The sequence below is a fragment of the Fluviicoccus keumensis genome (assembly GCF_004217445.1).
Taxonomy (GTDB): Bacteria; Pseudomonadota; Gammaproteobacteria; order Pseudomonadales; family Moraxellaceae; genus Fluviicoccus; species Fluviicoccus keumensis.
Genome location: NZ_SHKX01000010.1, coordinates 807,848 through 822,171, shown reverse-complemented (window position 1 = coordinate 822,171; position 14,324 = coordinate 807,848). Strand labels below are relative to the sequence as shown.

At 64.0% G+C, this 14,324-nt stretch carries 15 protein-coding genes; 8 read left to right on the top strand and 7 right to left on the bottom strand.

All coding sequences use genetic code 11. From position 1 onward, the window contains the following. The first annotated feature begins 8 nt into the window (after nucleotides 1-8). From EV700_RS04790 to EV700_RS04775, 4 genes are read left to right on the top strand one after another with little or no spacing between them, the layout of a single operon-like run. On the top strand, nucleotides 9-821 hold the full coding sequence (locus tag EV700_RS04790) for a helix-turn-helix transcriptional regulator (RefSeq protein WP_130411210.1): 813 nt from the start codon (nucleotides 9-11) through the stop codon (nucleotides 819-821). A 60-nt stretch (nucleotides 822-881) separates the two neighbouring features. Beyond that, nucleotides 882-1,427 carry a YbhB/YbcL family Raf kinase inhibitor-like protein gene (locus tag EV700_RS04785; protein ID WP_130411208.1) on the top strand — a complete coding sequence of 182 codons (546 nt, stop codon included), beginning with the start codon at nucleotides 882-884 and terminating at the stop codon, nucleotides 1,425-1,427. A gap of 47 nt (nucleotides 1,428-1,474) precedes the next feature. Continuing rightward, nucleotides 1,475-1,852, top strand: a complete 378-nt coding sequence (locus tag EV700_RS04780) for a nuclear transport factor 2 family protein (protein WP_207224575.1) — start codon at nucleotides 1,475-1,477, stop codon at nucleotides 1,850-1,852. Between the two features lie 20 nt (nucleotides 1,853-1,872). Further along, nucleotides 1,873-2,271 (top strand): VOC family protein, encoded by a 399-nt coding sequence (locus EV700_RS04775; protein WP_130411206.1) that lies wholly within the window; start codon nucleotides 1,873-1,875, stop codon nucleotides 2,269-2,271. 4 nt (nucleotides 2,272-2,275) lie between these two features. Here EV700_RS04775 and EV700_RS04770 read toward each other — a convergent pair whose 3' ends face one another. After that, nucleotides 2,276-2,959, bottom strand: coding sequence for a DUF4334 domain-containing protein (locus tag EV700_RS04770; protein ID WP_165391335.1), 684 nt, complete (start codon nucleotides 2,957-2,959; stop codon nucleotides 2,276-2,278). 246 nt (nucleotides 2,960-3,205) lie between these two features. On the opposite strand from EV700_RS04770, the gene EV700_RS04765 reads away from it, so the two are divergent. Next, nucleotides 3,206-3,874 (top strand): hemerythrin domain-containing protein, encoded by a 669-nt coding sequence (locus EV700_RS04765; protein ID WP_130411202.1) that lies wholly within the window; start codon nucleotides 3,206-3,208, stop codon nucleotides 3,872-3,874. 5 nt (nucleotides 3,875-3,879) lie between these two features. On the opposite strand, the gene EV700_RS04760 is transcribed toward EV700_RS04765, so the two are convergent. Then, nucleotides 3,880-5,223 carry a GAF domain-containing protein gene (locus tag EV700_RS04760; RefSeq protein WP_130411200.1) on the bottom strand — a complete coding sequence of 448 codons (1,344 nt, stop codon included), beginning with the start codon at nucleotides 5,221-5,223 and terminating at the stop codon, nucleotides 3,880-3,882. Next, the gene (locus tag EV700_RS04755; protein WP_130411198.1) at nucleotides 5,220-5,705 is read right to left on the bottom strand and encodes a hypothetical protein; all 486 of its coding nucleotides are present in this window, start codon (nucleotides 5,703-5,705) and stop codon (nucleotides 5,220-5,222) included. The genes EV700_RS04760 and EV700_RS04755 overlap by 4 nt, the downstream gene beginning before the upstream one ends. A gap of 143 nt (nucleotides 5,706-5,848) precedes the next feature. Here EV700_RS04755 and EV700_RS04750 point away from each other — a divergent pair, with 143 nt between their 5' ends. Beyond that, on the top strand, nucleotides 5,849-6,499 hold the full coding sequence (locus EV700_RS04750; protein ID WP_130411196.1) for an MOSC domain-containing protein: 651 nt from the start codon (nucleotides 5,849-5,851) through the stop codon (nucleotides 6,497-6,499). Between the two features lie 6 nt (nucleotides 6,500-6,505). Here EV700_RS04750 and EV700_RS04745 read toward each other — a convergent pair whose 3' ends face one another. The 4 genes from EV700_RS04745 to EV700_RS04730 form a co-directional block, all read right to left on the bottom strand. Then, a complete protein-coding gene (locus EV700_RS04745; protein ID WP_130411194.1) occupies nucleotides 6,506-8,206 on the bottom strand; it encodes a BamA/TamA family outer membrane protein in 1,701 nt (566 codons plus the stop codon). A 91-nt stretch (nucleotides 8,207-8,297) separates the two neighbouring features. Further along, nucleotides 8,298-8,600, bottom strand: coding sequence for a hypothetical protein (locus tag EV700_RS04740; protein WP_130411192.1), 303 nt, complete (start codon nucleotides 8,598-8,600; stop codon nucleotides 8,298-8,300). Between the two features lie 135 nt (nucleotides 8,601-8,735). After that, nucleotides 8,736-10,250 carry a hypothetical protein gene (locus EV700_RS04735; RefSeq protein ID WP_130411190.1) on the bottom strand — a complete coding sequence of 505 codons (1,515 nt, stop codon included), beginning with the start codon at nucleotides 10,248-10,250 and terminating at the stop codon, nucleotides 8,736-8,738. Between the two features lie 23 nt (nucleotides 10,251-10,273). Then, nucleotides 10,274-11,563, bottom strand: a complete 1,290-nt coding sequence (locus EV700_RS04730; protein WP_130411188.1) for a hypothetical protein — start codon at nucleotides 11,561-11,563, stop codon at nucleotides 10,274-10,276. A gap of 257 nt (nucleotides 11,564-11,820) precedes the next feature. Here EV700_RS04730 and EV700_RS04725 point away from each other — a divergent pair, with 257 nt between their 5' ends. Then, nucleotides 11,821-12,567 carry an START domain-containing protein gene (locus EV700_RS04725; protein ID WP_165391334.1) on the top strand — a complete coding sequence of 249 codons (747 nt, stop codon included), beginning with the start codon at nucleotides 11,821-11,823 and terminating at the stop codon, nucleotides 12,565-12,567. 156 nt (nucleotides 12,568-12,723) lie between these two features. Beyond that, the gene (gene exaC, locus EV700_RS04720; RefSeq protein WP_130411184.1) at nucleotides 12,724-14,244 is read left to right on the top strand and encodes an acetaldehyde dehydrogenase ExaC; all 1,521 of its coding nucleotides are present in this window, start codon (nucleotides 12,724-12,726) and stop codon (nucleotides 14,242-14,244) included. Nucleotides 14,245-14,324 lie beyond the last annotated feature (80 nt).

Genomic DNA, 14,324 nt, shown 5'->3' with positions numbered 1-14,324 from the left:
GGCCCCTGATGAGTCCGGAACTGCCGTACGGCGCGCGCATTGTCGCCACCGACGCCTACACCCTGCGCACCCTCACCATCCGCGATGACGCCTTCATCGCCGTCACCGCCGGTCTCAAGCGCCTGCACCGGCCCGGCGCGGCGCTGGAGATCGGCGAGGGGCAGGGCGTCGCCATCGCGCGCGGCACGCAGTGGGATGTCACCAACGACCCGCGCGACCGCCGCGCCTACCGGGCGCTGGCGGTGGCCTTTCCCGCGCCGCTGTTGCGCGAATTCGCCGCCGAGGCCCCGACGGATCTGCCGGCAGCGACGTCGGCGCAGGTGCTGGCCGTGGACGATGAATTACGGGACGCCCTGCAACGCATCCTGCCGCCCGCCGAGCCCCGGCCGCTGGCTTCACGCCTGCACCGTCACCGGCTGATCGAGGTGCTGCTGTTGCTGGCGCAGCGCGGTTGCCGCTTCGCGGCGGCGGAAGAACTGTCGTGGCCGGAACGGGTGCGGCGACTGGTGGCGCAACGGCCTCATGCCGACTGGGATGTGCCCGCGCTGGCGGCGGCCTTCCATGCCAGCGAATCCACCCTGCGCCGCCGTCTGGACGGCAGCGGCGTGACGCTGGCGGCGCTGGTGCGCGAGGTACGGCTGGAAACCGCGCTCGGCCTGTTGCAGACCACCGGCCTGCCGGTGGGCGAGGTGGCGCAGCAATGCGGCTGGCAGTCGCACAGCCGCTTCAGCGCCGCCTTCCAGGAGCGTTGGGGAGTGCCGCCGTCGCTGGTGCGCGCCAACCTGAAAGAAGATGCACAAGGACTGACGGAAAGCGGATAACGGCGGCGCGCCTTCCGGCGGCATCCTGACGGTGTTCCCCCTGAATACCGGAGTCGCCTCATGAACCGTTCCCTCCTGTTCCCTGTCCTGCTGCTGGCCGCCGGGCTGGCCCAGGCCGCCTTCCGCGTCGACAGCCCCACCTTCAACCCGAAGACGCCGCTGCCGTCGCTGCATGTCTTCAACGGCTTCGGCTGCGACGGCGGCAACCGCTCACCGGAATTGCACTGGGCCGACGCCCCCGCAGGCACCAAGAGCTTCGCCGTCACCCTCTACGATCCGGACGCGCCCACCGGCTCGGGCTGGTGGCACTGGGTGGTCTACAACATTCCCGCCACCGCCGGGGGCTTGCCCGCCGATGCCGGTGCCGCCGACGGCGGCCGGCTGCCCGCCGGGGCGGTGCAGGGCCGCACCGATTTCGGCGCGCCCGGCTTTGGCGGCGCCTGTCCGCCGGCCGGGGCGGGCAAGCACCGCTATATCCTCACCGTGCATGCGCTGAAGGTGGAGACGCTGCCCGCGCCGCCCGACGCCTCGCCCGCGCTGATCGGTTTCCTGATCCACATGAACCGGCTGGGCTCGGCGGTGCTGAAGACCACCTACGGCCGCTGATCCGTGGCATGCTTGTCCCGTGACCCTTGTGATGGAGGAAAGCCGTGATGAATGCCCCCTGTGTGATTGATGACGCCTTCGCCCGCCGTTTTGCGGCGGAGTGGATGGCCGCCTGGAACGCCCACGATCTTGACCGCGTGCTGGCGCACTACCGTGATGATTTCAGCTTCCGCTCGCCGATGATCACTATCGTCACCGGCGACCCCTCCGGGCAGCTGCAGGGCAAGGCGGCGGTGCGCGCCTACTGGGCGGCGGCGCTGCAACGCCTGCCGCAGTTGCGTTTCGAGTTGTGCGACGTGCTGCTGGGCGCGGACTGCCTGACGCTGTATTACCGGGGGCATCGCGGTCTGGTGGCGGAAACCTTTTTCTTCGACGCAAACGGCCGGGTGGCCAGCGCGGCGGCGGCCTACAGTCTTGATTCCTGAGCGGTTGATGGAGAAACGTGATGATTTCCCATGTCTTTCTCGGCACCAACGATTTCGGGCGGGCGCTGGCCTTCTACCGGCCGCTGATGGCGGCGCTGGGTCACCGCGAACGCTTCTGCGAGCCGTCGCGGCCGTGGGCGGCCTGGGAGCCGTCGCCGGGGGCAAGGCCGCTGTTCGTCATCGGCCGACCCTTCGACGGGGAGGCCGCCGCGGCCGGCAACGGCCAGATGACGGCGCTGCTGGCCCCGGACCGCGCCACGGTCGACCGCCTGCATGCGCTGGCCCTGAGTCTCGGCGGTGCGGACGAAGGCGCGCCCGGCCTGCGTCCGCACTACCATCCCCATTACTACGGCGCGTATTTCCGCGATCCGGACGGCCACAAGCTCTGCGTGGTCTGCCACCGCCCGGAACCGGCCTGAGGCCTCAGGCCCTGGTCGGCGTTTCCGCGTCCAGCGTCAGCGTGAACCAGCCGCCGGCAATGTGCTTGTGCGTCCACACGCCCAGCAGCACCACCCGGCCGTTTTCATCGCTCAGCAGCTTGAAGTAGTCCTTCCACGGCTGGTGGTCGTAGTTCATGGTGGCGGTGGTTTCGCCGCGCCAGCGGATGTCGGTCATGCCGACATTGCCCCACAGCGGCACCGGCGAATAGACCCGGCCCTTCCAGTTGAACAGCAGCGGGTCGCCCTGGTCGGCGCTGCGGTAGCGCTTGCCCCAGGCCAGCCCCAGTTTCGACAGCGGCCGCACGATCGCCCATTCCGCCAGGTCCAGCACCGAACCACCGGTGCGGACGATGCGGCCCTTCCAGGTGCGGCCGATCAGGTGGTCGCGGGCGCTGACGGCGGGCAGGGCGTCATACAGCCGCACCAGGTCCTGTTCGTTGAAGGCGATGTCGGCCCCGCCCAGCAGTTCCTGCTTCAGCAGCTCCAGCGACTTGCCGCTGCCGCTGACATCCTGCGCGGCAAAGCCGTCGCCGTTCCATTCCGACTGTCCCGGCTGCAGGTAGCACAGGCCGCCGATGGCGTAGTTCAGGGGAAACATGGCCAGCTGGATCAGGTCATAGGCCACGGCGGGGAAGTACAGCACGGTGCGGTTTGGGGCGACGGACATGGTCGGTTCTCCGGAAACAGGCGGTGATGCCGCGTGCGCGGCGGAAGCGTTCCCCGTAGACCGGCGTGATTGCCGGTAACGGAATGAACGTTCATTCATTTATGGTAGGAGGGAGAAGCCGGGGTGTCAAGCGCGCTTCGTCGGCGACGTTTTAGGGAATTCTTAGGATGTTCTTAGAGATCATTTAGCAAACGGCGTCGGCCGGGCCGGATACGCTGTCTCCATCAACCTCAGGGAGTACCCGTCATGTCCGCACCGCGTTTTGATATCTACCGTTTCATCCACAAGGGCCTGCGCGCCTATCTCGCCGAAACCCTGCTCCAGGTCGGCCGCGTCGATTTCGAGGTCTACGCCGACCTGCACCGGACGATGGCCGAGCTGGACGGCCTGCTCGACTTCTGTGAAAGCCACCTGCACCACGAGAACACCTTCATCCACCCGGCGATGCAGGCGGCGGTCCCCGGCTCGGCGGACAGCATGGACGCCCACCACCGCGAGCACATGACCCTGATCTGGGAGCTGCGCGAACTGGCCGATCGGGCCCGGGCCTGCGAACCCGGTGCGCGCGAGGGCGTGCTGGCGGCGCTGTACCGCAAGCTGGCGCTGTTTGTCGCCGACAACCTGGCGCACATGGACGAGGAGGAAAGCCGCAACAACGCGCTGCTGTGGCGGCATTACAGCGACGCGCAGATCATCGGTATCCACGACCGGCTGGTGGCGTCGATTCCGCCCGAGGAGAACGCGGTGGCGATGCAGTGGATGCTGACCGCCTTCAACCCCAGCGAGCGCCACCGCCTGCTGGACAGCGTGCGCCAGGAAGCGCCGCGCCCGGTGCTGGACGGCCTGCTGGCGCTGGCGCGCGGGGTGCTGCCCGCGCCGGACTGGCAGAAGCTGCAACTGGCGATGGGGGTCTAGGCGGCTCAGGACGCCGCCGGCTGCTCCAGCAGCTGCGGCGTCTGCCGCACCGCCAGGCGGAAGCGCCCGCGCCCGGTCTTGACCAGGGCTAGGGCGTCGGTCTTTTCCGCCAGCCGCCGTTGCAGCAGGATCAGCCGCGCCTCCAGGTTGTCGTCGATGTCCGGCAGGTGCAGATGGCGGTCCAGCCGCAGCTCGCGGTTGCTGAATTCGCGGCGGCCTTCCTGCGTGTACAGCTGCAGCAGCCGCCAGAGGATGGCCCCGGCCACGCCCTTGATCAGGTAGTCGTCGCCCAGGAAGATGCTCTGGTTGGCGGCAAAATAGCGCACCGGCAGCACGCTGGCCGCCGGCGGCTCGGCGCGGGCGGCGGCGCTGTCGGTTTCGGCCTCGGCTTCGGCGGGTTCGCGCAGCCGGGTCAGCGCCTGCGCCACGAAGCGGCAGAGCACGCTCAGCGCGTCCTCGTCGTCGTAGGTGAAGCGCAGGTCGGTGTCGCTGTCGGCATAGAGCACGCCCAGCAAGCGGCCGCCCGCCAGCAGCGGCACCGCGATCTGGCTGTGCGGTTCCGGCAGGCCGGGGAAGGGGATGGCGGTTTCCAGCTGGCGGTCGTCGCGGGCGAACGCTTCACACACCGCCTTGCCGTAGCCGTATTCCGCCGCCATGTGCGTGATGCGGATCGGCGTGCGGTGCTCGGCGGCGACGCCGATGACGCCCGCCCCCAGCGGGATTTCCGAGCCGATGCCGGAGCAGGCGTAGCCCCGGCTGGCCACCGTGTACAGCTTGCGGCCCGGCCCGTCCGCCATCATCAGCATGGCGTGGCGGATGCCCAGGCAGTCTTCCAGCCCGACCAGGGTTTCCTCGAACAGTCCGGCCATGTCGTGGCAGTTTTCCAGCCGTTCGATCAGGGTGTGCAGCGCCGACAGCCGGTTGCAGGCGGGCGGGCGGCGCGGCGCTTCGGCGGCGGGCACCGGCTCGATGTCCAGCACGCGGCAGATATCCGCGCCGCGCAGCCGGAACACCCCCGCCATGCCGGTCTGCGAGGCGATGCCCGCCAGCTTGGCCTTCATGCGCTGGAACAGCGGCCCCTCGGTCTCGGTGCGCAGGTAGAGCAGCGCCAGCCGGTAGCGGCCGCCGGTTTCCGGGTCGATCAGGTAGGCGGTCAGCTGCGGGTTGGCCAGCATGTTGCCGCGCGTCTTGTTGAAGAACTGGAAGGACAGCGCGACGTGGGCGCTGTCCGCGTAGTGGATCTGCGACACGTAGGAAACATTGGGGACGCCGTCGGCGTCGCAGGTGGCGACCACGCCGGGAATCGCGCCCTCCAGGCAGTGGCGGATGGCGTCCAGACCGGGTTTCATGCGCCCCCCGCGATGCGTTCGCCCGCGCGCGGGCCGGGGCTTTGATGGAAAACGTCGGCGGGGGTGAAGACCAGCGCGCGCAGGTCGTCCGGTTCATGCGTGAACATGCGGCGCACGAATTCGCGGTCGAAGCCGATCAGCGCCAAGTCGCGGGCGAAGGCTTCCTCGGTGGCGGCCAGGCAGGCGCGGTCGGCGTCATCGGGGGAGTCGAGGCGGGCGTCGGAACCCTTGACCTGCAAGGTACGGTGGGTGCTGGGTTGGCTGAAGACGGCGGCGAGCTGCCCGCAGCGCCCGATGTCGCGCAGCAGCGCCCCGCCTTGCGAGGCCAGCAGCAAAATGCGCACCCGGCCGCCGTCCAGGCGGCAGGCCAGCGCCCGCGTCAGCGAGGGTACGTGCCGGACGTCGCGCGAGGCGACATTGATGGAGACGCCTTGCTGGATGAAGGCGGCGTTGTCGTCACTGATCACGGTGTGGCCGGACATGGCCCGATCCTCCTGCGGCTTCCCTGAAAAGACGATGATAACGCAAGGCGTCGCCTCCGGCCTGAACCCGTTCCGCATTTCCGCGCGGCGGCCCGGCAATCGGCTATGATCGGGATTCCGGCCGAACCCGACAGCAGCCCCCCATGCCCGCACTCCCGTCTTCCGCCCGCGTCCTCCGTCTCCAGATCGGCGAGGCGATGCCCTTTGCCCGCGAACAGACCAGCGCCATCCACAAATACGCCGTCGATCAGGCCATGGTCACCACGGACGGCCTGACGGGCGATGAACAGGCGGACCCGTTTTTCCACGGCGGCCCGTTCCAGGCGGTGCACCAGATGCCGCTGCGCGTCTATGCGTTGATCCGCCAAGCCTTTCCCGGCGTTACGGTCTATGAAGGCGGGCTGGGGGAAAACCTGATCGCGTCCGACATGGACGAGGCCGGCGTGTGCATCGGCGATATTGTCCGCATCGGCGGGGTGCGGCTGCAAGTCACGCGCCCGCGCCGTCCCTGCTGGAAGATCGACGCGCTGCTGGATCAGCGCGGCGTCGCCAAATTCCTGCAGGATCAGGGATGCGTCGGCTGGTACTACCGGGTGTTGCAGCCGGGCGCGATCCGCGTGGGCGACGCCTGCGTGCTGGAGGAGCGGCCGCATGCCTTCGCCACGCTGGCGCGGTTGTGGACCATCTATAACGACAAGGCGTTCCGCGACCCGGAAGAAATCGGGCGCTGGCTGGCGATCGAGGCGCTGGAACGAAGCTTCAAGGTCAAGCTGGGCGAGCGGCTGCCGCAGTAGCCGCCGCTAGAAGCTGCTCTGCGATTGCAGCGACCACTGGAATTTCTTCACCGTGCCGCGATCGGTCAGCGGGATGGCGAAGTCCAGATGCATCACGTGGTTCGGCCGCGCCTTCGACGAATTCGCCCGCAAGCCGATGCCCACATCCGTCAGCACGGTATTGCTTTGCATCACGGTATGGGTGGAGTCCCAGGCCTTGCCCGCCTCGGCGAACGCCGCCGCGCCGAAGCGAAACAGGTTCAGGACATGCTTGTCGAAGAAGTGCCGCCGCTCCACATTCACCACCACCCGCCGGTCGCCGCGCTGCCAGCCGGAGGGGTAGCCGCGCAGAAAGGTATCGCCGCCCGCCTTCAGCTGGTTGTCGCTGGACAAGCCTTCACCGATATCCACCGCCACCCGGGCATGCCAGCGGTTATTGTCGTCGATGAAATAATCGTAGTTCGTGCCGGCCCCGTAGACCGAATTTTCCCAGGCCTTCCGGTCTTCGTCCCAAAGCAGGCTGGCGCCCACCGTGTTGCGCAGCAGGTGGTGCGCGCCGAAACTGACGGTGTTGTTATAGGCCAGCTGCGCCACCAGCGCATCGGTATCCGAGCGGATGGCGCGGGTGGTGGCCCCGAAACGGACGCGCCATTCCTCGCCCAGGTTCACGTCCTCATTGCGGAACAGCTGCGACAGGTTGGAGGTGGTGACGAAGGCGTCCTCGCGGCGTTCGTATTCGATCCAGGGGTAGGCAAACTGCTTGTTGACCGGCAGCGGCGCGGTATAGGCCGCGTCCTGGTTGTCGTAGATTTCATTGTTGTAGGTCATGCCGATGCGCCAGCGCCGCACCTGGCGGTTTTGCACCTGACTGGCCAGGCCGCCATAGACTTCCAGGTATTGCAGGCGGTCATCGTAGCGGTTGGTGGTGATGCCGTTGGCGCTCTCGGTCTCGATGCGCTGGTCCTCGAAGCCGGTGATACCGGCCGCCCAACGGGTATCGAAGGCGTAGAAGGGGTGGTCCAGGGTGAAGTCGCTGCGGCGGCCGTCATCATTCTTGGCGTAGCCGAGCCCCAGCTCGGTACGGCCGTCGAACATGTGCTGGCCGTCGAAATTCAGCACCACGCCGCTGCGCTGGGCGTTCTTGTCCCAGGACAGGCTGAGGCTGTGGCCCAAGCCCAGCAGGTTGTCGTCCACAATGCCGACGGACGTGCTGTTCTGCCCGCCGGTGCGTTTGAACGAGGCCGTGGGCTGCAGCGTCCAGATGTCGCGCACCACCACCATCAGGTCGATGCGGTCGCCGCAGGCGCGCTCGGGTACGATCATGGCGTCATACAGGTAGCCCGCGCCGCGCAGGATGCGTTCGCTTTCGTGCAGGTGGTCGACGTTGAGCGGCTCGCCTTCCCTGATCAGCAATTGCTTGTTCAGGGTCTTGGCGCGCGTCGGCTTGTGCAGCCGGTTCAGGCCGCGAAAGACAAAATTGTTCTCGTGCGGGTCGGCTTCGTTGAAGATGGGCAGCGTCACCAGCGAGATGCGGCCGATGGTGCGCCCCTGCCACGGCGTAAAGTCGGCCGCCTTGCGGGTCTGGATGAAGTCGAACAGACGCGGGTCGCTGGCGGTATAGAACGTGGTGCACCCGGGATCTTCCGCGCCCAGGGCCAGGCCGGAAGCCATGGTCAGCGGCAGTAAGAACAGGACGGATTGCAGCCGGTGGGCCAGGGAATCGCGCACGGAAGACTCGCTGTATCGGGTAATGAAGGCCCCCCGATCATAGCAGGCCTGGATTAAGGGCGGCTTAGGGTGAAATTGTAACCGCCGCCCGTCAGAAGTCTTCCGCCGGAGCAGTCTTGATCTTGTCCTGGAGCAGCTTGGGCATGGCAGCGGGCGCGGCCGGTTTGGCAGGTTCTTCCTTGCGCAGGTAGCGGTCCCACGCGCCGTAGGCCAGCGCCCCCCACAGCAGGCACAGCAGCACAATTTCCAGCAGCGTCTTCGGTTCCTTTTCCCTGATCGCCTGCCGCGTGGACGGCGTGGTGTTCCTGATGTTGAAGGAATCACAGGCGGGACAGCGGCCGCCGGGAAATTGGCGGCTGGACTTGTTGCCGCAGTCGTTGCAGAGGTAGGGCATGGCCATTCCAGCGCGCAGCTTCTTGTTCTGTCAGAACATACCTGCAATTGCTGTGATTGCCAATGCGCTAGTGCGAAGGACAACGCTGGCGTCGTCGTGCCTTCGCTTATCAGCGAGTCTTCTCAAAAGTCGTATCTATAAGCCAACTACCCGCTTGCACTCCTCATCCAGATCCTCATCCCTCATGCGCAGGTAACGCCCCAGATTGAGCCGGTTTTTATCATTGCCCAACTGAAGTACTTTAAGGGCAAATTCGGCAGGCAATTCCCGATTAATAGCCATTGATCCTATCAATCCCTGCATATCATCATCATCGTTCTCATAAGTGGTCATTAATGTGGCTAGCGTATCAGCCCGCACTTGAGGATTGCTGGCAATACTTTGTTTGAAAGGGTTTTCAACGGTTTCAGCCAAATGCGCCAGCAGTTCCGGTGCAATATCTTCTCGCCAGATCAAAAACTTTAGGACGTCATTGTCGTTGCCCCGGGTAAACCGTTCCATGATTGCCGGGGTCAGTACTGTGTTCAGCGCCAGATTGAGCCTTATTTCATAGAAAGGATGTTCTGACAACGACAACATCATGTCTTCGGTCAAGTCCGGGCGGTTAGCCAAGGCCATGGAGATACGGGTACTAAGATCATCGTCGGCATTCTTGGAGAGCCGCAGCAAAAAATCCAAGGGTAGCTGGCTGTTCTGCATGGCCGCTTCCACAACATCATCATCATCATCTTGGCAAAGTACTTTCAAGATTGGAGCCGGTGTCTTTGGGTTCTTGGCGACATGGTATCGGATAACCTCGTTTTCATCATGGGCCAGTTGGGCCAGTGCAGCCTCAGGAGCGTTTGGGTGCATTGCTACGGTAGCTCGGACCTCCTCGTCCTCGTCTTCGGCTAACATTTCCAGTATATCCCGTGGTGCATTGGGGTTTTCGGCGGCGGCCTCCCGCACCTTGGTCTCGGCATCGTGGGCCAAGAGCTTGAGCAGTCTTGCTGGAGTATATTGGCTTTTAGCCACATCGTATCGGACCTGCAACACGTCATCTGCCGCCAGTGTTTCCAGACAGTCTTCCGGGCAGGCTGGGTTTTCTGCGGCGTAGCAGCGCACCCAGCGGTGGCTATCCTTCGACAGGGATTTTAGCAGCGTAACTGGAATGGAGGTGTTTTGAGCCAATGTCCAGCGCACGCTGTCATCCTCATCTGTTACCAGTGAAATCATCACTTCAGGCGGACATTGTGGATTCAACGCCACGGCGGCCCGGACTTCAGGATGGCTATCACAGGCCAACCTCCCGAGTAGGGCAGCCGGGGTCAGGGCATTTGCAGCTAGAGCTGTTCTGACAGAGAAGTCTTCATCCGTTGACAATTGTTCTGGTAAATGTAGCGGAAGGGTGTCATTGCCGGCCGCTGCCTGACGTACTTCATAATCCGGATGGCTGGCAAGCTGCTCCAGCAGCGTGGCAGGTGTCCGGTTATGTGACGCTACGTTCGCCTGGATATCATAATAAATATCGGTTCCCAAAAGAGTCAGCGCCTCGGGGGTGGCAAGCGGATGCCGGGACGTGGCCTCGCGCACGGCGGGATCGGGATCTTGTGCCAGTTTAAGGAAGACTGGCGCCAAGGCGTCATCATTCTTGGTAAATAAGGGATTCATGCAAGCACTCCGGCAATGGGTCTTCAATCAGCCAGTCGAATATGTCGGGCCACACTTTCACGAACAGTCTCACTGTCATCTGAAGCCAGCTTTTGCAGGGACTTCAGAGAAATATCGTTACGGGAGGCAAGATGGTGCCGGACAGTCTCATCGTCGGCGTCAGCCAGCATGTCGAGAGTTGCTGCCGGAGTAGTTGGATTCTGGGCTAGTGATTGACTGATACTCCAATCGTCCTCATCGAACTCCACTAGTTTGGCAAGCAGCTCGGCGCTGGCCTGCGGGTGGTTCGCAATCATATTGGCGGTATATTCCGCACCATAGCTCATTAAAATGCCCAAGATCTCATTAGTGGAAGAAGGGTTGTTGGCCAAACTCACTTGCATATGATCGGAATACCTGGCGTGACTTCGCGCCAGCTTGAGTAAAACAGAGGGCGGAGTGCGTGGATTGTCGGCGATACCACTTAGCAAATATTCATTATTTTTATCAGCCCACGCAGTCAATAGATCTGGCGGCACTGCCGGGTGCGAGGCCACGTCACGCCAGATGACTTCATCTTCTTCTTCCATTAATGCCAACAGGACAGGCAACGGAGTCACCGGATTCCGGACTACCTGTAGCCGAACCTTATACTCGGAATCGTTGGACAGCTTGTTGATCAGTGTAACGGGCAAGGCGGAGTTCTTTGCCACATTTTCCCGGATATCCGGTTCGGGATGCTCCGCCAGCCTTTTTAATAAGTCGAGGGGGGTGGCAGGATTTGCCGCGACACTGTTTTGCACCCAGCCTTCGTAACTCTCAGCCAGTTTCTCCAGGATATGGGCAGGAGTAAAAGGGTTTTCAGCGATGGCGCCCCGTAAGCTAACTTCGCTTCTGCGACTGAATTTTTCCAGGAGCCACACCGGGCAATTAGGGTTACGGACTATATAGATGAAAAACTTTGGATTCCTCGCGAACTCCTCAAGCTTGTCTACCGGCATGGCTGGATTTTGGACCGCCAGGCCTGCTGTGTAGTTATCCTCATCATTTGCCAAGCGAAGTAGTACCGGAAGAGGCGTATTCGGGGAAGATGAAACATCTGGCTTTCTGGGCGGCCAAACAGCGCAGCTCATCTCTTCTGGTGGGTTTTCAATAAAGTCATAAGGGTCATAGTCGGCAACCTGTTCATCCTCCTCAAGCAGGGACTGGCGGAAGGCTTCTGGCAAGTGGGTGTTCATGGCCAGTGCATAACGAACCCGGATACTTGAGTCGTTTCTTAACTCCTCCACAATCTGTTTTCGAATATTGGCTGACTTTGAAAAGAGGGAGAACAATGTGTGAACCTCCTTGTTATCTGGAATAAATGATTACCGGCTTCTACCCGGCTTCGTGCCATGATCTTGCCTTAAGTACTACGGGCATGAAAAGTGGTATTCATACTTAGCACTTCCCGTATGGCTTTGCCGGGGCTGGTCGGATGCTGGATGTCGCTTTGTCTCCCCCGGTTTCCTGATCGCTGTGTCGGAAAGACGACAGAGTTTTGCGCCCAAACCGCGCATGATGAAAGGAGAACCTGATCAGGAGTCAGATGATGAAAGCCCTGTCTATCCTTCGTACAACCACGTCCCCGGCCCTGCCGGCTGCCGGCGGTGCGATGCGCATGGCTCGCGCCACCCGGGGACGACTGGTACAGGGACTGTTCTGCGCGTTCATCGCCGTGGCGGGGGTTGTGCCTGCCCACGCGGCCGAACCGGTCGCGCCGCCCGCGAAACTGGCGCTCGACCGCCAGGGCATCCGCGTCTGGACGCATATGGCTGAGGGCAATCCGGCGGTGAATTACCGCGCCACCACCGTCCTCAACAGCACCGTGGCCGGGGCGGCCAAGTTGATTCTGGACCCGGACATTGCGCCGCAGTGGGCGCCCTATGTCCACCGCATTGACGTGATCAGCCCGCCCGACAGCGCCGGCATCATGGTCTTCCGCATGGAGCTGGATCTGCCGTTCCCCTTGCAGGACCGCGATGTGGTGGTGCGCGCCCGCATCACCCGCACCGCGGACGGCGTCTTCACCCTGCTGGGCGAGGCCGTGACCGACGCCCGCGCGCCGGTGCGGCCGGACGTGGTGCGCATCACCCGTTACCAGGGCGGCTGGACCATCCGTCCGGCGGGCGCGGGCCAGGTGGAAGTCACCACGCGCGGCTACGCCGACCTGGGCGGCGCGGTGCCGCTGTCGCTGGCCAACCTGCTGGTGCCGCAGCAGCTGTTCCACATGCTCAGCAACATGCGCGACCAGGTCGGGCAACCGGCTTTCCGCAAAATGACCGCCTCCCTCGACTGACCGTCCGCGCCGGGCGTCCGTTTCCGGACGCCCGGCAAACAGATCCAGACGCCCAGTCAAGTTTCCCCCTCCCGAATTCCCTACGTTAGGCGATAGCAGACCCGGATCACCGGGCCGTCCCTGTCCCCGACACAAGAACAAACCGGGAGTTCCACCATGATCTACGCCAACCCCAACCACGAAGGCTCCGTCATCCACTTCAAGGGCCGCTACGAGAACTACATCGACGGCGGCTGGGTGCCGCCGGTCAAGGGCCAGTACCTCGACAACCTCAGCCCGGTCAACGGCGAGGTCTTCTGCCAGGTGCCGCGCTCCACCGCCGAGGATATCGAGCTGGCGCTGGACGCCGCCCACCGCGCCTTTGCCCTCTGGGGCCAGACCTCCGTCACCCAGCGCAGCAACATCCTGCTGCGCATCGCCGACCGCATCGAGCAGAACCTGGAAATGCTGGCCGTGGCCGAAACCTGGGACAACGGAAAGGCGGTGCGCGAGACGCTGGCCGCCGACATCCCGCTGGCCGTCGACCACTTCCGCTACTTCGCCGGCTGTATCCGCGCTCAGGAAGGCAGCATGGCCGAGATTGACGGCCAGACTGTCGCCTACCATATCCACGAGCCGCTGGGCGTGGTCGGGCAGATCATCCCGTGGAACTTCCCCTTGTTGATGGCGGCCTGGAAGCTGGCCCCGGCGCTGGCGGCGGGCAACTGCGTGGTGCTGAAGCCCGCCGAGCAGACCCCGGCCTCGATCCTGGTGCTGATGGAACTGATCAACGACCTGCTGCCGCCGGGCGTGGTCAACGTCGTCAACGGTCTGGGCGAGGAGGCCGGACAGGCGCTGGCCACCAGCAAGCGCATCGCCAAGATCGCCTTCACCGGCTCCACCCCCGTCGGCCAGCACATCCTGCGCTGCGCGGCGGACAGCCTGATTCCCAGCACCGTCGAACTGGGCGGCAAGTCGCCCAACATCTATTTTGCCGACGTGATGCAGCACGAGGACGATTACCTCAGCAAATGCGTCGAAGGCATGACGCTGGCCTTTTTCAACCAGGGCGAAGTCTGCACCTGCCCGTCGCGGGCGCTGATCCAGGAAAGCATCTACGACGACTTCATCGGGCTGGTGGTGGAACGCTCGCAGCGCATCATCCGCGGCAACCCCCTCGATACGACGACGCAAGTGGGCGCGCAGGCGTCCGCCGAGCAGTTCGACCGCATCATGAGCTACATCGCCGTCGGCAAGGCGGAAGGGGCGAAGGTGCTGCTGGGCGGCGACGTGGCCAAGGTCGGTAACGGCTTTGAAAAGGGCTTCTACGTGCAGCCGACGCTGCTGCTGGGCACCAACAACATGCGGGTGTTCCAAGAGGAAATCTTCGGGCCGGTGGTGGGCGTCACCACCTTCAAGGACGAAGCGGAAGCGCTGGCCATCGCCAACGACACTGAATTCGGCCTGGGTGCGGGCCTGTGGACGCGCGACATGAACCGCGCCTACCGCATGGGCCGCGCCATCCAGGCCGGACGGGTGTGGACCAACTGCTACCACGCCTATCCCGCGCACGCCGCCTTCGGCGGCTACAAGAAATCCGGCATCGGCCGCGAAACGCACAAGCGGGCGTTGGAGCATTACCAGCAGACGAAGAATCTGCTGGTGAGTTATTCGACGAGTCCGTTGGGGTTCTTCTGACAAAACCCCCTCTCCCCTTGGGGGAGAGGGCCGGGGAGAGGGGTGCGGAAAGCAGCCGGAACACACCGGCACTTCAAGCG